The sequence below is a fragment of the Actinomycetota bacterium genome, assembly GCA_030017835.1.
Classification (GTDB): domain Bacteria; phylum Actinomycetota; class Aquicultoria; order UBA3085; family Oleimmundimicrobiaceae; genus Yes70-04.
Genome location: JASEGU010000002.1, coordinates 19,202 through 37,502, shown reverse-complemented (window position 1 = coordinate 37,502; position 18,301 = coordinate 19,202). Strand labels below are relative to the sequence as shown.

Genomic DNA, 18,301 nt, shown 5'->3' with positions numbered 1-18,301 from the left:
TATGCGGGTATTCATTGGGGCGGATCTTCCAGATAGTCTAAAGGATGATCTTGCGGATTTAAAGCAAAAGCTATTACCAAGCCTACCATCTGCCAGATGGGTCAAAAATCAAAACCTTCATATAACCCTGAAATTCTTGGGCGAAATAAATCCAAGTGAGGTCGATGATATTTCTAAGGCGCTCTCAACCGTCTTGATGGGGCAGACCGTCTTTGACCTATCGCTTAAGAGTCTTGGAGCTTTTCCCAGCACTAAGCGAGTCCACGTCATTTGGATGGGAATCGATAAGGGACTTGATGAGCTTATTAAAATAGGCGATATTATAAATGCGGCTCTCTCGCATAAAAACGATGAAGATATACCGCCACTTAAACCACACATTACAATCTGTCGCACCAAGGAAAAAGTCGATTTATCTCAGATTATAGCCAAGACAAGCTCGCTAAATAGACTCGGGGCGACCGAAACGGTGCGATCGGTAAATATTTATGAAAGTAAATTGATGCCAAACGGCCCCGTTTATGAGAAAATATTTGAAGTCGGATTGACGATTGACAATCGAACATAGGTTCGTATAAGATTTAGCGAACAGACATGAGGAGGGTGTATGGAACGGGATAAAGTTTTGGAGTTGACCAGGGAGCAGATCGAGAGAAAATACGGCAAGGGTGCCATAATGAGATTGGGCGATCAGCCGACCAAATTGAACTTTTCAACCATACCAACCGGTTCGCTGGCCCTGGATATAGCGCTCGGCGTTGGGGGCGTTCCAAGGGGTAGGATAATCGAGGTCTTTGGCCCCGAATCATCGGGCAAAACTACGCTAGCCCTTCAGATAATTGCTGAAGCCCAAAAGATGGGGGGCTTGGCCGCCTTCATAGATGCCGAGCATGTCCTTGACTCCGATTATGCAAAGAATCTAGGCGTAAACGTCGAGGATCTTCTCGTATCTCAGCCTGATACCGGGGAGCAGGCTCTTGAGATATCTGAGATGCTGATCAGAAGCGGCACCATTGACATAATAGTCGTCGATTCTGTCGCAGCGCTGGTTCCAAGAGCCGAAATAGAAGGGGAGATGGGCGACTCTCACGTTGGACTCCAGGCCAGACTGATGTCCCAAGCTTTGCGAAAACTCTCAGGATCAATAAATAAATCGAAGACGGTCATGATATTCATCAATCAACTTCGCGAGAAGATAGGCATCATGTTTGGAAATCCAGAGGTAACTCCGGGCGGTAGAGCACTTAAGTTCTACTCCTCAGTAAGGATAGACATACGCAAGGTAGAGTCGATCAAACAGGGCGTAGATGTCGTCGGTAACCGGGTTAGGGCAAAGATAGTCAAGAATAAAGTTGCACCACCCTTTAGGCAGGCAGAATTCGATATCGTCTATGGCAAGGGGATATCCAGAGAAGGCGGTATCGTTGATATGGGCGTCGAGACCGCCATAATCGGAAAGAGTGGATCTTGGTACACATACGGCGAGGAGAGGTTGGGTCAAGGGCGCGAGAACGCAAAACAGTTTCTCGAAGACAACCCAGCGCTCGCCGATGAAATCGAATCCAAGATAAAAGAGTCGTTGGGCATTGGCAAGAAAGAGGTAGGGACCGAAGCCGGATCCTTAGTCGAAGAAGAGTAGGCTCTTTTGGATAATGATAATCTGTCCAAGCCAATGGGTCAGGCTCTTAAATATCTATCTTTCAGGAATAGAAGCCGAAGAGAGATATCAGACTATTTGGCAAAGAAGGGGCACGATGAAGATACCATATCTGATATTCTGGTCAGACTTGCAGGGTCAGCCCTAGTAGACGATAGGACATTTTGTCGTGATTGGATAGAGTCTAAGAAGCGTGGCCGGCCCGTCGGTCCCAACCGGATAAGGTTTGAGTTGACGAAAAAGGGCATATCAAGAGAGATGATTGATGGTTGCCTTGATGAATTCTATTCGGCAGATGAGGAGGGGGTTCTTGCAGCCTCTCTTGCTAAACGATTCGACAAAACGGCCAAGGATCCGATCAGACAAAGAAAGAGGCTGGGAGATTACCTAATCTCAAGAGGCTTCTCACTGGAAGTGGCTAGTAGAGTCTCAAAAGAAATTTACGAATTCGATCATGGCTCGGATTGACCTAACCCGTTTTCAAATAGTATACTCATCATTAGTTAGATTTTGTTTTACATAACTGAAAAAAGATGTATTAAAGTTGCTTATGCTTTAAATTTACTTAAATTATTTTTTTATCTATAGATTTAAGGTCATCTGGCCAAGTATCTATATAGTTTAGAAAAATTGACCTCATGAACGCAGGGGTTTAAGTTAGGCGTTTTTGAGTTTATTTAAGTAATATTTATAAGCTGAGCAATGCTCAGCTTATTTTATTTTATTTTAAGGAGGATCGGACAATGCAAGCTGGCAATGTTATTACAGCGATCTTGACAATCTCTCTGGCAGGCGTAGTAGGTTATTTCATCAGGCGATATTTGGCTGAAACGAAGATAGATTCCGCAGAAACCGAAGCAAGGAGGATAATCAGCGATGCGGCCAAAGAGGCTGATACCATCAAAAAAGAAGCGATGCTCGAGGCCAAAGAGAGCATTCACTCTCTTAGGGTGGAGTCGGAAAAGGAAACAAAAGATCGTAGGCTTGAGATACAAAAGATTGAAAGCAGGCTAGTTCAAAAAGAAGAAGCTCTGGATGTTAAAAGGGAAAACTTGGCCCACGAAGAGAAGAATCTTTTTGAGGCAAAAAAGAAGCTTGAGAAGAGCGAGGAGGAACTGCAAGGAATAATAGGTAAACAGAAAGAGGTCCTCCAAGAGGTCGCTAAAATGACTGTAGTAGAGGCCAAGGACCTATTGCTCAAGAAGGTAGAGGATGAAGCCCGTCACGATATGGCCGTCTTGGTTAAGACAATAGAGAATGAAGCCAGGGAAGAATCGTCTAAGAGGGCTAGAAACATAGTATCACTTGCCATTCAGCGCTGCGCGGCCGAACATGTCGCCGAGACCACTGTCTCTACGGTGGCACTCCCAAGCGATGAGATGAAGGGAAGGATCATCGGTCGGGAGGGAAGGAATATCCGCGCTTTTGAAAATGTCTCTGGGGTAAATCTAATCATCGATGATACACCAGAAGCTGTGGTTTTATCGTGCTTCGATCCGGTAAGGCGTGAAATCGCAAGAATCGCCCTAGAAAAACTGATCGCCGATGGAAGGATACATCCTGCTAGGATAGAAGAGATGTATGAGAAGGCCAAGCAAGAAGTGGAGGCTGAGATTAGGGAACGGGGAGAGCAGGCGGCCTTCGATACCAACGTCCAAAACCTGCATCCCGAACTAGTGCGAGTTCTTGGAAGGCTTAAGTATAGGACAAGCTATGGACAGAACGTCCTTCTCCACTCGATAGAGGTGTCTCATCTTGCCGGGGTAATGGCTGCTGAGCTTGGCTCTGACATCAAACTTGCAAAAAGGGCTGGCCTATTGCACGATATAGGTAAAGCAATCGATCATGAAGTAGAGGGCTCGCACGCCGTCATTGGAGCCGATCTGGTTAAGAGGTTTCAAGAGTCGCCTGCAATATGTCATGCGATCGAGGCGCACCATTTGGACGTCGAACCAAAGACCATCGAAGCGGTCCTAGTCCAGTCGGCCGATGCGATTTCGGCGGCAAGGCCAGGCGCAAGGCGAGAGACCTTGGAAAGTTACATAAAGAGGCTCGAAAATCTGGAGAAGATCGCAGATTCTTATAAAGGCGTTGAGAAGACCTTCGTCATGCAGGCCGGCCGCGAGGTTAGGGTTATGGTCAAACCAGAAGAACTCAAAGATGACGAGGTCTCGATATTAGCCAGAGATATGGCCAAAAAAATAGAGGCCGAAATGGATTATCCCGGCCAGATAAAGGTCACAGTGATAAGGGAACAAAGGTCGATAGAGTACGCAAAATAGGTTATTGATGGCGAGGCGACTTTCGTGAATGACGACGATCTTTTGGAGTTTGTAGAGGATGTATCCGCAGACGGCCGCTTCAAGATAGAGGAGGATTTGGGAAGCGGCTTTGTCCGCCTCAACGTATCTGAAGCAGAGAAGCGTCAGGCCAAACATGACATCCGTTGTTTCGAGGATGTGGTGATAGAGCTCATAAGGAACTCTCGAGATTCGGGAAGCAAAAACATCTTCATCTCCTCTAACCGGGAGGGAAATGAAAGAAGACTCGTCATAATAGATGACGGCTGCGGTATCCCCCCTGATCTTTTAAACCTCGTCTTCGAGCCCAGGGTCACTTCGAAGCTGGATACTATAGTAGAGGACAAGTACGGTATTCACGGCCGTGGAATGGCCCTTTATTCGATCAGAAACAATGTAAGCGAAATTGACATCCTGGCCTCAGGTTTAGGCAGGGGCACCTTCTTTAGGGTGGTTAACGATATTAAGAAATTGCCCGAAAAGAAGGATCAATCCACACTACCCTTAACCCGGCTAAAAAATGGACAAGTTGTAGTGGTCAAGGGCCCGCGCAATATCTCAAGGACGGTCATCGAGTTTGCGCTGGAGCATCAAGAGATAAACCTCTTTTTTGGAACCGCGTCGCAAATATTGGCCACCATTTATGATTTGAGCCAAAATCTTCTGACCCATCAAAAGTGCGGTGAGTCAATCTTTTATGACTCCTTCTCAAAGGGCGAGCTTCCCCTGTGGCAATGTCTTGGAATGATTGGAGACTCAAAGAGCCTGATGGACGCCGCTCTCAACTCCTACGGCTTAAGCGTCTCCTTGCGAAACATCCACCGAGTCTTTGCGGGCGAAATAGAGCCCTTGTCCGATATTCGATCCTCTCTCTTCAAAAGGCACAGAAGAAGGCTGCCCGAGTTGGGAACCGATACAATTTTATTCAACAACAGAAATCTTGCTAGTTATATAGAAAGGGATGATTTAGACAAACTGGCGCGGGCGCTTGAAGCGGAGTTTGAGAGTATCTCCGAAAAATACTTTGTAAAGTCGCTTGGCACCCCCAAGGTCCGCAGGGAAAAGAATAGGTTAAACTTCGTGTTGGAGCTGATCGACCAGGATGATGAATAGCTTGGGGTTGGCAAGTTGATAGATCTACACATTCATACCACCGCATCGGATGGTTTTTATGGTCCAAAGACGCTCTTGGATAAGTGCAAACAAGCCTCGCTTAAGGCGGTCGCTATAACCGATCACGATAGTGTCGATTCCGTTGATGAGGCATTAAGTTATGGGGCAAAAATCGGTTTGGACGTAGTGCCATCAATCGAGCTCAGCTCAGACTTAAATGGACGAGACGTTCACATCCTCGGCTATTATATCGATCACAGAGATCGCTCATTTCTTTCCCATCTCAAGCTTCTAAGGAGGACGAGAAGAGACCGGGCGATCAAAATGATAAAGGCCCTTAATAAGAGGGGGGTGGATGTTTCGCTCGAAGATTTGTCCAAGGTGGTCACCAACGAATCATCTTGGGGCAGGGCTCATATATCCAGAGTAATGCTGGCCAAGGGATATGTCTCATCCATTCAAGAGGCTTTCGATAGGTACATCGGCAGAAACGCTCCTTGCTATGTTGAGAGGTACATATACTCTCCTGCCGAGGTCATAGAGATGGTCCTCAATATCGGCGGCCTTCCCGTCTTAGCCCATCCGGCCATAACCAAAGTAGATAAAGATCTACCAGATTTTGTTGACGTCGGTCTTGCTGGAATTGAAATATATCACAGTGAACACACAAAAGCTGACGTTGGAAAATATAGAAGGGTTGCCGACGAGCTTGGCATCTTGAAGACTGGTGGCTCGGATTACCACGGAGAAACAAAGAATTTCTCGCTCGGCTCAATCGAGGTTCCAGATGAACTCTATTTTGAGTTGAAAGAAGAGTGGCAACAGCGTCAGAGGTTTTCTGGTCGAGCCTAGGAGGCTTATCGTTTGAACTACTTCTTGACTCTTAATCCTTTAGCTCAGGCTCTCCTTGCCGGAATCTTCACTTGGTTTTTGACGGCCGCGGGAGCAAGCGCGATATTCATCAAGAGGGAATTTAGCAAGAGGTCTTTTGGTTTCATGCTCGGTCTGGCCTCCGGAATTATGCTGGCCGCAAGCTACTGGTCACTTCTTGCTCCGGCCATCGAGATGAGTGAAGGCAGAGGCGTCCCGGCCTGGCTTCCAGCCACTGTCGGTTTCATGACGGGCGGGCTATTCATCGGCTTGATAGATAAGATACTACCCCACCTCCACATCAACTTTCCCATGGAGATGTCTGAGGGGCCAGAGACCTCTTGGCGGAGATCGACCCTGCTAATCTTGGCCATAACTATACACAACATACCGGAAGGGCTGGCCATAGGTGTCGCCTTCGGCGCCTATGCTCTGGGGGATAGTTCTGCTTCCTTGATGGCGGCAACGGCCTTGGCCCTTGGCATAGGGATACAGAACATTCCGGAGGGCTTGGCCGTTGCCGCCCCCTTAAGGCGCGAGGGTATGAGCGCCCTTAAAAGCTTCTGGTATGGACAGCTCTCTGCGATGGTAGAGCCTGTTGCCTCGCTACTCGGGGCGGCTGCGGTACTATTGGCCAGACCCGTTCTGCCTTACGCGCTATCTTTTGCGGCCGGCGCCATGATATACGTCGTTGCCGAAGAGCTTATTCCAGAAGCCCAATCGGGAGGCTATCCAGATCTGGCCACCATCGGGCTTCTATTCGGATTCATCATCATGATGATACTCGATGTGGCATTCGGATAATTTCTATAGATCGGAGGATCAAGTGGAGAGAGTCGGAATCGTCGGCGCTGGGGTTGGGGGTCTTGCGACGGCAGCTCGTCTGGCTATCGAGCCTTTATCTTAGAGACGGAAAAAATCTACAAGGCAGTCGAGCCGCTCGCTACTCTATAAATCGTTTAAAAAATCAGATCTTTTCAATCTCCTCTTCGATCTAAAAGTTGGAAAGAGCTACTGGCAGCTAGCAAAGCGGCACTTCAAAACGGATAAACTTGCCTACGCCTTCACCTTCGAGGCGATGTTTATGGGCGTCTCTCCCTTTAACACCCCTGGGTTTTACAGCATAATCACCTACAGCGATCACATTCAAAAGATTTCTCACCCCATCGGCGGCATCTATGAAGTCCCAAAAGCACTTGAAAGGCTGGCAAGGGAGTCTGGCGCCTCCTTCAACTATGGATGTGAAGTCTCATCGGTCAAGAGCTCTAGTGGTGAGTTAGTCATATCTTTTGATGAGGGAGAAGAGAGGTTTGACAGTTTGGTGATAAATGCCGATTATCCTTACGCAAAGACCGAGCTTCTTGGAGATAAGATCCCAGATTATCGATACTCCTGTTCCGTATACCTAATCTATCTTGGCATGAGCAAAAAACTGGGGTGCTTTGAGCATCATAACCTCTTTTTCGCCAAGGATTTGAAGAAGAATTTGAATAATATTTTTAAATCGGGAATTACCAGCAACGACTTCTCCTTCTATCTTCACGTTCCAACCGTCACTGATGAGGGGCTTGCGCCGGAGGGGAAAGACGTATATTACCTTTTAATACCGGTTCCGAACCTAAAGATTTCCAGAACAGACTTTAGAGAGTCAAAAGAGACCATTAGAAGGTTAGCGTTGGACCAGCTTGGCCGGATTAGCGGGGTCGATATTGAGAGCCTGATAGAAGTTGAACATAGTTTTTATCCGAGTGATTTTGAAGATCGCTATAACATCAAGTACGGTGCAACCTTTGGTCTTGCTCATAATTTTATGCAGAGTGCTTTTTTCCGGCCGGCCAATATCGATTCGAAGAGAAGGGGCATCTATTATGTTGGAGCCAGCACCCAACCCGGTGGGGGACTTCCGCCCGTCATTGCCTCCTTAAGGATAGCCTCGGACACAATTTTGAAATAAATGGCTATTTTGGCTTTTTTGATGACAGCATTACCTCACGAAGAACATTTGTCAAAATTATCAACTTCTTGACCGATCCGACGGAGACTCTTTTTTCGAAGATGTTGTAATCATTATCTTCTATGGCTCCGAGTATTTGAGCGTATATCCGTGACATGGCAAGGGCCACCAACCTCGATCTTTTGCCGTCGATAAGCCAGACTCCTTTCTCAGAGACAACATAGATCGATCTCGCTCTTTCGATCTGAAACTGAAGAAACTGGATGATCTTGGGAGTCATTTTAGAATCCCTGATGTCGCTCTCTGTAAGCCCAAACATCTCCATCTCATCTTTTGGAAGATATATCCTATCCATCAAGAAGTCTTCGTGGATATCTCTAAGTATGTTAGTCAGTTGCATGGCAATTCCCATATCAACTGCGCAATCTTTAGCTTTTTCATCTGAAAAACCAAAAATTTGAAGCATTATCAGCCCAATCACTCCAGCAACGTAGTGTGAATAATCTCTTATCTCATTAAAGTTGAGGAATCTATTCTTTTCAAGGTCCATTCTAACGCCGCTTATAAGGTCATCGAAATAGGAACGGTCTATTTTGTAGTCGAGTATGCTTTTTCGGATGGCGCAAAGCAGGGGGTCTAAGGTGGGCGTATTTTCATAAGCCATATCGAGGAAGGACTCCATTTGACACAGTCGGTCAACGCCGTTTTGACTCTCATCGACCGCATCATCGACCAGGCGGCAGAAAGCATAGACGCTATAAGCGGCCCTTCTTTTTGGTTTGTCTAGAAAAAGTGAGGCGAAGTAGAAGGTCTTTGCGTGTTCCTTGGTAATAGCCTTAGCCATATTATAGCCAGCTCTTGGCAAATGATCGGTCATAGTGGTCTCCCGTTTATGGCCTCGATTGAAACCGGCCAACAAAAAAGATAGAATTTTGTTATGTCTAAGTATATGCTGGTTTTGATATTGACCATAATAATACCACTCATCCTAAGCTTCTATCCCCCTAAAATTCTACAGAAGCCGAAAGGCTCTGGCAAAATCCACCCTAATGACGATCTTAATATTCGGTCTCTGGGATATCCTTGCGACGGCAAGGGGGCACTGGGGGTTCGAGCCGGATTTCGTCTGGAGCTTAAGACTGATAAACTTGCCCTTTGAAGAGGTGCTCTTTTTTGTAGTCGTTCCCTTTTGTTCGATATTTACTTGGGAAGCGATAAACTTTATAAAGGCGAGGAGGGGAGGGTGAAAGAATATACCATCCTTGCCATCCTTTCGGTCGTTCTATCGTCTTACCTCGATCTCAAATTCGGGGCCAAACTCATCAAGAAGGGCGAATTTCACTTGCTCCTCCTGATCCTATTCGTCTTCATGCTCATCTTAAACGGCTATTTGACCAGTTACATAGTGATGTATGATCCCAAGTTCTTTATGGGGGTAAGGCTTGGAAGGATTCCGATAGAGGATTTCTTATTCGGCTTCAGCATGACACTCTGTGCGATAAATTTTTTCGAATTTTTCAAGGACAGGAAGGGGGGGATAGGCTAAGCTCCTAAAATCATCTTCATTAGGGTGGCGATCTCGGCCTTATATTCATCTTTCATGGTGGTAGATTTGAGGGAGAAGGCAGCCCGCTCAGAAAGGGCTAAAATCTCGGACTTAGCATATCCCAGGGAGCCGGCTTCGGTCATTATCTTCCTTGCTTTATCCAGATCTGTCTTGGTGACCAGATCTTTTGAAAGTATGTGCTGAATGTCTCTTTTCGCTTCGGCCCCGGCATTCTCATAAGCATGCCAGAGGAGCAGGGTCTTCTTCTTCTCGGTAAGATCGGTCAAGGATGATTTGCCGGTAGACTTCTCATCCCCAAAGACGCCCAAGATGTCATCATTGATCTGAAAGGCCCGGCCGAGCGAGATGCCAAATTGCTTCAAATGGGCCAGATCCTCGCCCTGGGCGCCGGCAAGCATAGCTCCAGCCAGAAGCGGGGAGACGAATGTGTAGTGAGCTGTTTTGTAGTCATAGATTTTATATATGAGCTCCTTAGATATCTCGAGGAGCTTCTTTGAGCCGGTCAAGATCTCTATAAACTCTCCACAACCGGTATAGAAGGCCGACTCTATGAACTTTAAGAAGGCTGCCTCTTTTCGCTCTGGCTCTTCCTCAACCGAGAGGAAAGCCTCGAGGGCCATGGAGTAGATTACATCGCCGATGATTATGGCCAAATCTTCTCCACTAAAACTTACGAAAGGATGCCCCTCGATCTCTTTTCCCAGCATTTTGTGCATGGATGGAAGCCCGCGTCTGGTGTCGGAGCGATCGACTATATCGTCATGAACGAGGAGAAAGTCGTGGAGGAGCTCGGTGGATATTGCTGCCCTAAATAGATTTTTAGGCTCATCTTGTCTGGTTGAATAGCCCATATGAGCAAAGATGAAGAGGAGAGGTCGTACCCTCTTTCCTTCTCTTAAGAGGTATTCGCGTATGCTCTCAAACATCAGAGGAGAAAGGTTTTTAAGATCGTACTTTTCATCGATGTATTCGATAAAGGAGGATATTTCTAGGTCGATTCGGCGCTTCGTCTGCTCGATCATGGAAAAATCTTAGCATTTATCAGGTTTAAGCACAAAGGACTTTTGGGCCAAAATTTTTAGGATATAATCTACTACAAAAATGGGAGCGGAGTTTGAGCCAGAATAGGACCTCTTTGATCAACAAGGGATATAAGACATTTTACATTAAAACTTTCGGTTGCCAGATGAATCTACATGATTCCGAGAAGATATCGACCATCTTAAGCTTAAGCGGATTCACCAGAACCAATAGACCCTCCCATGCGGACCTCATCATCTATAATACCTGTTGCGTAAGGGAGAATGCCGAAAATAAATTCTATGGTCAAGTCCAAACCCTAAAGATGCTCAAAGAGTCTCGTCCGGGGCTTAAAATCGCCATAGGCGGGTGTTTAGCCCAAAGCGAGGGTGAGCGTATCTTATCAAAATTTGATCACGTGGATCTGGTCTTTGGCACAGGTAATTATATGGATATTCTGAGCCTCTTAAGCGAAGTCGAACATCTCGGCCAAGGTCTGGCTAAGACGGATGTCTCATCTGCTCAGAGCGATGTTCTTGCGACCGATCGCGAAAATCAGAAAAAATCTTGGGTTACCATCTCGACCGGTTGTAATAATTTCTGCACTTACTGCATAGTCCCTTATGTTAGGGGGCCTGAAATCAGCCGGCCGATGGATGAGATCATTTCAGAAGTAAAACGGCTGGCCGAGGAGGGGGTACTTGAGATAACCCTCCTCGGCCAGAATGTCAACTCCTATGGAAGCGACTTGTATGACGGGCCCCGATTTCACGAGCTTTTAGAGAGATTGGACGTCATAAGCGGCATAAGAAGGATAAGGTTTACCACCTCCCACCCTAAAGACTTCGATGACCACATAATCAAGGCGATGAGTGGCTCGAAGAAGATCTGCAAGCACATCCACCTCCCCCTACAATCCGGCTCAGACAGAATTTTAATGATGATGGGAAGGAGATATCTGCGGGGCGATTACCTAAAGATAATCGAGAGCATCAATTCCAATCTTCCAGGCTGCAATATAACCACCGACATAATGGTCGGTTTTCCTGGCGAGGGCGAGGATGACTTTCTTGAGACTTTGGAACTCGTTGAGAGGGCTAGATTTGGTAATGCCTTCACATTTATCTATTCGCCTCGCAAGGGGACCAAAGCTTTTGATATGGAGGTAAATTCTACCGATGAGGTGGTATTGGATCGTTTCAACAGGCTGCTTAATCTTCAGAATGACATGGGGTTACAACTAAACGAAATGATGGTCGGTGACAGCTTCGAGGTTCTGGTCGATGGATTTAGCAAGAAAGATGGAGCGATCCTGACCGGGAGGACAGCTTGCAATAGGGTCGTCAATTTCCCTGGCCCAAGTGACTTGATAAATCAATTCACCCGTGTAAAGATTGAAGAAGCGAGATCGTGGTCGCTAAAGGGAAGGGTCATCGAGACAAGGTGAGATGAGATATGCCAGTCGTCATCGGAGCCATAGTACCCCATCCGCCACTGCTCCTGCCCGAAATAGGCAAGGGCAATTTAAGGCATGTCAGAAATACGGAGAAGGCCATGAAGGAGCTGGCAAAGGATGTGGCTGATGCCAAACCCGACACGCTTCTCTTCGTTTCACCACATAGCCCAATTATCCATAATGCCTTTGCCATCAAGACGGATAAGGTGCTGAAGGGCTCGTTTGCGGATTTCGGCTACCCCGATATCTCTTTTAAGGTAAACAACGACACTTCCCTTGCCACGTCCATCATCGCCAGAGCCAAAGGGCTGGGAATAGGTCTCTACTCTTTGGAGGACGCGGGTTATTCTCACTTAGGGCTGCTAGATCACGGCGTCATGGTTCCCCTCCACTTTTTGGCAGGCTCAGAAGATCTTCCCATCGTTTCTCTCTCGATATCCGACGGTGACCTCGATTCCCATTTCGACCTCGGCAAGGTGATAGCCGACGTCTGTCATGATCCAGATAAACGGATCGCCTTCATCGCCAGCGGAGATCTCTCACACAGGTTGATCCCCGGCGCCCCAGCATCATTCGATCCCAGGGGCAAGGAATTTGACCTTAAAGTAAGAGACTTGGTGGCCTCTGGAGATATTGAGGGGTTGTTGAGTTTGGATGATGATTTGATTGAAGCGGCCGGCGAGTGCGGACTAAGATCCTTTGCGGTCCTGGCGGGAGTCTTCAGCGGTCTCTTATTCAAATCCCACTTTCTTTCATACGAAGGGCCGTTTGGCGTCGGATATCTGGTAGCCTCCTTGACCCCGCTTGAAAGTGAGGGTCCTTTAGATAAGGCCGGCCGGCGATCCAATCCGAAAGACCTGGCCAAACGGGCGGTAGAGACATACATAAAAGAAGGCTGGATTATAGGGGCTGAGCTTGCTGATGGTGATTCCCTTATGACCAAGCAGGCTGGCGTTTTCGTCTGCATCAAGCAGGAGGGCGGCCTCAGGGGGTGCATGGGGACGTTTCTTGCAACCAAACGAAACGTGGCCGAGGAGATAATCGAGAATGCCATCTTGGCTGCAACCGGTGATCCGAGGTTTCTGTCCGTAAAGGAGACCGATCTATACGGGCTTGAGTATTCGGTCGATATCTTGACCGAGCCGCTCCCGGTTAAAGATATAAATGAACTCGATCCCAAGATCTTTGGGATCGTTATTGTGTCAGGCAAGAGGAGGGGGCTCCTCTTGCCTGACTTGGAAGGCGTCGATACGGTAGAAAAACAGATTTTGATCGCAAAATCGAAGGGGAATATATCGGAGGATGACCAGTTTGAATTGCTATCGTTTACCGTAGAGAGATATCCGAGGTGAACGGCAAGTCCTCAAATTTACAGGCTAAGATTAAGGTTTTTGGCAAAGTCCAAGGGGTCTTCTTCAGAGCTTCTCTAGCCGAGGTGGCAAAGGCGAGCGGTCTTAGAGGTTGGGTGAAGAACGCCTCTGATGGTTCGGTTGAAGCGATATTGCAAGGAGAGCGTCCAGACGTCGAAACCGTTATAGCCTGGGCCAGAAAGGGACCCAAACAGGCTCGAGTCGATCAAGTCTCCATAGAATGGATGGAGGAAGCTAGGATGGAGGAAGGCTTCAGGATCGTTTATGCCTAGGTTCAGACACATGGTGGACACCTCGATATAATATGGAGGAATAACAAAGGAGGTGTCCATGAAGGGGTCAACAGCTACTTCTTTGTCGGTCCATACAACCAGGCTTCCTCATCAGAAAAGGCTGGAAGGGATCGTCTTCCTATCCCGCTTGGAGCAAATACAGGCTGGCGGTCATCCTGGAAAGGGACCATGGGATCAAGCTCTCCCCACTCGCTTATTATGTTAACAACTTTATACCAGCCCAAAAGTCCAATATGTTATGGACGCTTACACTTTATTGACATTAAAGGAGCGGCTTGCTAATATTAATAAACCTTTAAATCGACTCAGTGAAGTCGGTAAGGAGAAGATCGAGATGGTCAAAAGATCAATATTTGAACCAAGACGCCTAAAGCGCGTAGCTTAGGTGTTTTTTTATGCCAACAGGGAGCCATTGTGAATGATATCGAGAAGAAGCTGATAATGGACGCAGAGGCGATCGAGAGGTCACTTAAGCGGATCGCCCATGAGATCGTCGAGAAGAATCGCGGAGCCAAGGAGATAGCTCTAGTCGGCATACGCAAACGCGGCGTTCATCTGGCCAAGAGGCTGGCAAAGAAGATAGAGTCGATTGAGGGGGGAGCGGTCCTTTACGGCACTCTGGATGTGACCTTCTATAGAGACGATGTGGCCGCAAATCTCTCGCTAAGCAAAGCGAATAAAACCGAGATTGCTTTTGATGCCTCCAACATAAATATCATATTGGTAGATGATGTCTTATATACCGGCCGGACGGTCCGCTCGGCCATGGATGCGATCATGGATTTTGGTAGACCAACGAGCATACAGCTAGTTATTCTGGTTGATCGCGGCCATAGGGAACTTCCAATAAAGGCTGATTTCGTTGGCAAGAATATCCCAACATCTAGACGGGAACGGGTCTGGGTCAACCTCTTAGAAGAGGACGGTGTCGACTCAGTCGAGATAAGGGGCGAGGGCCATCCAGAAGAAGAGGTGGAAAAATAGGTTGAAAGATGTTCTCAGCATAGCTCAATTCGATAGGGATGGAATAGAGAAGATCCTTATGCTTAGCGAATCTTTCAAAGAGGTAATTACCAGGGAGATCAAAAAGGTTCCCGTCCTCAGAGGTAGGACCGTGATAAACTTTTTTGTGGAACCGAGCACACGCACCAGGACCTCGTTCGAACTTGCCGCAAAACGACTCAGCGCAGATGTGATAAATATGACTGCCAAGTCCAGCAGCTTGGCTAAGGGCGAGTCGCTGATTGACACGGCCAAGACGATAGAAGCTTTGGGGGCTGACGCCATTGTTATCCGGCATCCGCTTGCCGGATCGGCCGAGCTTTTTGCGGGAAAGATTACGCCCGCCATCATCAACGCTGGAGACGGCGCCCATGAACATCCGACCCAAGCTCTCATTGATCTTTATACACTAAAGAAAAAATTTGGCTCCCTTTCTGGCCTCAAGGTCGGCATTGTCGGAGATATCGCTCACAGCCGGGTTGCTAGATCCAACATCCTTGCCTTCAAGATGATGGGTGCAGATGTGGTAGCAATTGGTCCCTCGATCATGATGCCTCCAAGAATCGAAGAACTCGGAGTCACGGTAAGCCACGATTTCGACTCGATGATTGCGGGTTTAGACGTAGTCTATATGCTAAGAATCCAGAGCGAGAGAGAGAGAGAGACCTTCGCCCTCATGCCCTCAATCAAGGAGTATTCAAAAATGTTCGCCTTGGATCAGAGAAGGGTTAGCTCGATGAAGAAGGGGGCCGTGATAATGCATCCCGGCCCCATGAACGCCGGCGTCGAGATATCCTTGGACGCGCTTAATGAGCGCCTAAGCACTGTCTGGAGTCAAGTCTCAAATGGTGTGGCCGTCAGAATGGCTGTTCTCTATTACGCTTTGGGGGGAGGAGAGATGCTTGTCTGAAACACTGATCAAGGGCGGCCATGTGATAGACTCCGCTAACGGTATAGATGAGGAATTGGATCTACTGGTCAAAGAGGGCAAGATATCTGACCTCAAAAAAGGCATTAGCCAAGGTCAGGCAAGAGTCATCGACGCAAAGGGGCTCGTGGTTCTTCCCGGCCTTATCGATATGCACGTTCATCTAAGGGAGCCGGGCAGAGAAGATGAAGAGACGATTGAGACTGGCTCCAAGGCGGCTGCTTTTTCCGGCTTCACCTCCATTGCATGCATGCCCAACACGGCTCCAGTAAATGACTCTCCAACGGTAACCCAAGCGATACTCTCAAAGGCAAGAGAGGCCTGTTTTTCAAACGTACTTCCAGTTGCCGCAATCACAAAATCACTTGAAGGCGTCGAACTGTCGGATATGGCCCTCCTCCTAGAAGCCGGGGCTGTAGCCTTTAGCGACGATGGTCGTTCAGTGAAGGAAGCTTCGGTGATGCGAAGGGCTCTGCAATACGCCAAGATGCTTAATGCGCTTCTCATAGTCCACCCGGAGGACTCATCCTTATCTCTTGGCGGTCAAATCAACGAAGGTATAGTCTCGACTCGCCTGGGTTTAAAAGGGATCCCAAGTCTCTCCGAAGAGGTGATGGTCGCAAGGGATATCATCTTGGCAAGGGAGGCGGCGGCCAATATTCACTTTACACATATCTCGACCCGAGGTTCGGTTGAACTCATAAGACGAGCCAAAGCCGACGGCGCTAAGGTCACCTGCGACGTCACTCCGCACCACCTGATTTTGAGCGATGAGGACATGAAGGGTTATGATCCAAACTTTAAAGTCAATCCGCCCTTAAGGTCGGGAGCCGATCTTGAAGCACTAAAAGAAGGTTTGACAGACGGCACCATTGACGCCATTGCAAGCGACCACGCTCCCCATGCGGATTACGAAAAAGAAGTCGAATTCGAAAACGCTCCCTTTGGACTTGTCGGCCTAGAGACCACGCTGCCCTTGATGGTGACGAAGATAGTGGGTGAAGGGATTCTTACGATGGCCGAGCTGATAGAGAAGATGGCCAGCGCTCCGGCGCGGATCCTATCGATCGATAAAGGCAGCCTATCGATATCGGCCGATGCCGATGTAGTAATTTTTGACCCTAGGGCTAAGGTGAAGGTTGAGCCACATAAGTTCATATCTAAGAGCAGAAATACTCCTTTCGCCGGCTGGTCATTAAATGGCAAAATCATAAAAGTCATTATCGGCGGGAGAGAGATAGTGTGACTTTTATCCGGAGTTTTTAAAGAGGGTCTCATATGAAAAGTAGAGCAATTCTGGTCTTAGAGGATGGCAAGCATTTTTTCGGAAGCTCGTTTGGCTATCCGGGAGAAGCCTTCGGCGAAGTTGTCTTCAACACGAGCATGATGGGGTATCAAGAGATATTGACCGACCCGTCATATTTCGGGCAACTCATAACCATGACCTATCCCCTGATTGGAAATTACGGAATAAACGACGAAGACATGGAGTCGCCGAAACCGTCGACCGGAGGGCTCATCGTTCGTGAGTATTCCAAATATTACAGCAACTGGCGGGCGACTGCTTCACTCCAAGATTTTTTAACTCGATTCGGTGTCGTAGGTATCGAGGGTGTCGACACCCGGGCACTGACAAGACACATCAGAAGCGCTGGGGCCATGCGCGGTGTTATATCAACCGAATCGTCTGATTTAAAAGAATTGACCGAAATGGTCAAGGCCCACCCAAGTTTCGTGGGAAAAGATCTGATCAAAAATGTAGCCACAAAGAATAGGTATACCTATCATGAGGGCGTCGATTCACTCTTTAAGGTTGCCGCCATAGATTTTGGAATGAAAAGGAGCATTCTGGATTACTTGGTCCAGGCTGGCTGTTCGGTCGACGTCCTTCCTCCGACCACCACCAGCGATGAGGTTTTAAGGGGTTCATATGACGGCATCTTCCTTTCTAATGGGCCGGGCGACCCCAAGGGAGTTACTTATGCGATAGAGACTCTAAAATCATTGATAGGCAAGAGGCCAATTTTCGGGATCTGCCTCGGCCACCAACTTCTATCCTTAGCGCTCGGCGGAGATACTTTTAAGTTGAAGTTCGGTCACCGGGGGGGGAATCACCCGGTGAAATTCCTTGAAACCGGACGCGTTGAGATTACCTCACAGAATCACGGATTTGTGGTCGATAAAGATAGTTTTAGCAAAGGGGGAGATGGATCAACCAGCTCCCATGGACCGGTTGAGATAACTCACATAAATCTGAACGATCAGACGGTTGAGGGCATAAGGTGCAATGGAGCCCATGCCTTTTCCGTTCAGTATCATCCCGAAGCTGCTCCTGGTCCCCATGACTCAAAATACCTCTTTGATGATTTCATGAAAGAGATGAGAGAATTTAAGAGACAAAAAACTTGATAACATCCAGAGGGGTTTAATGGCGAAGAGAGATGACATAAAAAAAGTGCTCATAATAGGCTCGGGCCCCATTATAATCGGCCAAGCCTGTGAATTTGATTACTCCGGAGCTCAGGCTTGCCGGGCACTAAAGGAGGAGGGATACGAGGTGGTCCTGATCAACTCCAACCCGGCGACCATCATGACGGATCCAGAATTTGCGGATAAGACATATATTGAGCCGATAACCCCTGCTATCATCGAGAAGATAATCGCAAAAGAGCGACCGGATGCTTTGCTTCCCACCATTGGTGGTCAGACCGGCCTGAACACCGCCGTGGCCTTAGCTGAGAGCGGCGTGCTTCATAAGTACGGAGTCGAAC

General features: G+C 47.8%; 18 protein-coding genes and 2 pseudogenes (1 of these 20 only partly in view). 18 read left to right on the top strand and 2 right to left on the bottom strand.

Going from position 1 to position 18,301, the window contains the following annotated elements; all coding sequences use genetic code 11:
- The first annotated feature begins 1 nt into the window (after position 1).
- The 8 genes and pseudogenes from thpR (at position 2) to crtI (ending at position 7,894) form a co-directional block, all read left to right on the top strand.
- Positions 2-568, top strand: a complete 567-nt coding sequence (thpR, locus tag QMD53_01045) for an RNA 2',3'-cyclic phosphodiesterase (GenBank protein ID MDI6799264.1) — start codon at positions 2-4, stop codon at positions 566-568.
- Positions 569-607: 39 nt separating this feature from the next.
- Positions 608-1,639: a recombinase RecA gene (gene recA, locus QMD53_01040; GenBank protein ID MDI6799263.1), complete on the top strand. Its 1,032-nt coding sequence runs from the start codon at positions 608-610 to the stop codon at positions 1,637-1,639.
- A gap of 6 nt (positions 1,640-1,645) precedes the next feature.
- A complete protein-coding gene (locus tag QMD53_01035) occupies positions 1,646-2,125 on the top strand; it encodes a regulatory protein RecX (GenBank protein MDI6799262.1) in 480 nt (159 codons plus the stop codon).
- A gap of 275 nt (positions 2,126-2,400) precedes the next feature.
- Positions 2,401-3,939: a ribonuclease Y gene (rny, locus tag QMD53_01030; protein ID MDI6799261.1), complete on the top strand. Its 1,539-nt coding sequence runs from the start codon at positions 2,401-2,403 to the stop codon at positions 3,937-3,939.
- A 24-nt stretch (positions 3,940-3,963) separates the two neighbouring features.
- Positions 3,964-5,070: an ATP-binding protein gene (locus QMD53_01025; protein MDI6799260.1), complete on the top strand. Its 1,107-nt coding sequence runs from the start codon at positions 3,964-3,966 to the stop codon at positions 5,068-5,070.
- Positions 5,071-5,085: 15 nt separating this feature from the next.
- The gene (locus tag QMD53_01020; GenBank protein MDI6799259.1) at positions 5,086-5,922 is read left to right on the top strand and encodes a PHP domain-containing protein; all 837 of its coding nucleotides are present in this window, start codon (positions 5,086-5,088) and stop codon (positions 5,920-5,922) included.
- A gap of 12 nt (positions 5,923-5,934) precedes the next feature.
- Positions 5,935-6,744, top strand: a complete 810-nt coding sequence (locus QMD53_01015) for a ZIP family metal transporter (GenBank protein ID MDI6799258.1) — start codon at positions 5,935-5,937, stop codon at positions 6,742-6,744.
- Positions 6,745-6,952: 208 nt separating this feature from the next.
- A pseudogene (crtI, locus tag QMD53_01010) lies at positions 6,953-7,894 on the top strand (phytoene desaturase family protein).
- A 4-nt stretch (positions 7,895-7,898) separates the two neighbouring features.
- Here the strand turns inward: crtI and QMD53_01005 are convergent.
- Positions 7,899-8,738: a phytoene/squalene synthase family protein gene (locus QMD53_01005; GenBank protein ID MDI6799257.1), complete on the bottom strand. Its 840-nt coding sequence runs from the start codon at positions 8,736-8,738 to the stop codon at positions 7,899-7,901.
- A gap of 154 nt (positions 8,739-8,892) precedes the next feature.
- Between QMD53_01005 and QMD53_01000 the strand changes: the two genes are divergently transcribed.
- Positions 8,893-9,141: a lycopene cyclase domain-containing protein gene (locus QMD53_01000; protein MDI6799256.1), complete on the top strand. Its 249-nt coding sequence runs from the start codon at positions 8,893-8,895 to the stop codon at positions 9,139-9,141.
- On the top strand, positions 9,138-9,440 hold the full coding sequence (locus QMD53_00995) for a lycopene cyclase domain-containing protein (protein ID MDI6799255.1): 303 nt from the start codon (positions 9,138-9,140) through the stop codon (positions 9,438-9,440). Before QMD53_01000 ends, QMD53_00995 begins: the two co-directional genes overlap by 4 nt.
- Here QMD53_00995 and QMD53_00990 read toward each other — a convergent pair.
- On the bottom strand, positions 9,437-10,483 hold the full coding sequence (locus tag QMD53_00990) for a polyprenyl synthetase family protein (protein MDI6799254.1): 1,047 nt from the start codon (positions 10,481-10,483) through the stop codon (positions 9,437-9,439). The genes QMD53_00995 and QMD53_00990 overlap by 4 nt on opposite strands.
- A gap of 113 nt (positions 10,484-10,596) precedes the next feature.
- Here QMD53_00990 and miaB point away from each other — a divergent pair, with 113 nt between their 5' ends.
- The 8 genes and pseudogenes from miaB to carB form a co-directional block, all read left to right on the top strand.
- The gene (miaB, locus tag QMD53_00985) at positions 10,597-11,928 is read left to right on the top strand and encodes a tRNA (N6-isopentenyl adenosine(37)-C2)-methylthiotransferase MiaB (GenBank protein ID MDI6799253.1); all 1,332 of its coding nucleotides are present in this window, start codon (positions 10,597-10,599) and stop codon (positions 11,926-11,928) included.
- An 8-nt stretch (positions 11,929-11,936) separates the two neighbouring features.
- On the top strand, positions 11,937-13,289 hold the full coding sequence (gene amrA, locus QMD53_00980) for an AmmeMemoRadiSam system protein A (GenBank protein ID MDI6799252.1): 1,353 nt from the start codon (positions 11,937-11,939) through the stop codon (positions 13,287-13,289).
- On the top strand, positions 13,286-13,579 hold the full coding sequence (locus QMD53_00975; GenBank protein ID MDI6799251.1) for an acylphosphatase: 294 nt from the start codon (positions 13,286-13,288) through the stop codon (positions 13,577-13,579). Before amrA ends, QMD53_00975 begins: the two co-directional genes overlap by 4 nt.
- Before the next feature lie 435 nt (positions 13,580-14,014).
- Positions 14,015-14,584 carry a bifunctional pyr operon transcriptional regulator/uracil phosphoribosyltransferase PyrR gene (pyrR, locus tag QMD53_00970; protein MDI6799250.1) on the top strand — a complete coding sequence of 190 codons (570 nt, stop codon included), beginning with the start codon at positions 14,015-14,017 and terminating at the stop codon, positions 14,582-14,584.
- A 1-nt stretch (position 14,585) separates the two neighbouring features.
- Positions 14,586-15,512 carry an aspartate carbamoyltransferase catalytic subunit gene (locus tag QMD53_00965; protein MDI6799249.1) on the top strand — a complete coding sequence of 309 codons (927 nt, stop codon included), beginning with the start codon at positions 14,586-14,588 and terminating at the stop codon, positions 15,510-15,512.
- Positions 15,505-16,776, top strand: coding sequence for a dihydroorotase (locus tag QMD53_00960; protein MDI6799248.1), 1,272 nt, complete (start codon positions 15,505-15,507; stop codon positions 16,774-16,776). The genes QMD53_00965 and QMD53_00960 overlap by 8 nt, the downstream gene beginning before the upstream one ends.
- A 32-nt stretch (positions 16,777-16,808) precedes the next feature.
- Positions 16,809-17,939, top strand: coding sequence for a glutamine-hydrolyzing carbamoyl-phosphate synthase small subunit (carA, locus tag QMD53_00955; protein MDI6799247.1), 1,131 nt, complete (start codon positions 16,809-16,811; stop codon positions 17,937-17,939).
- 19 nt (positions 17,940-17,958) lie between these two features.
- Positions 17,959-18,301: pseudogene (gene carB / locus QMD53_00950) on the top strand (carbamoyl-phosphate synthase large subunit); it runs 2,938 nt beyond the window's last position.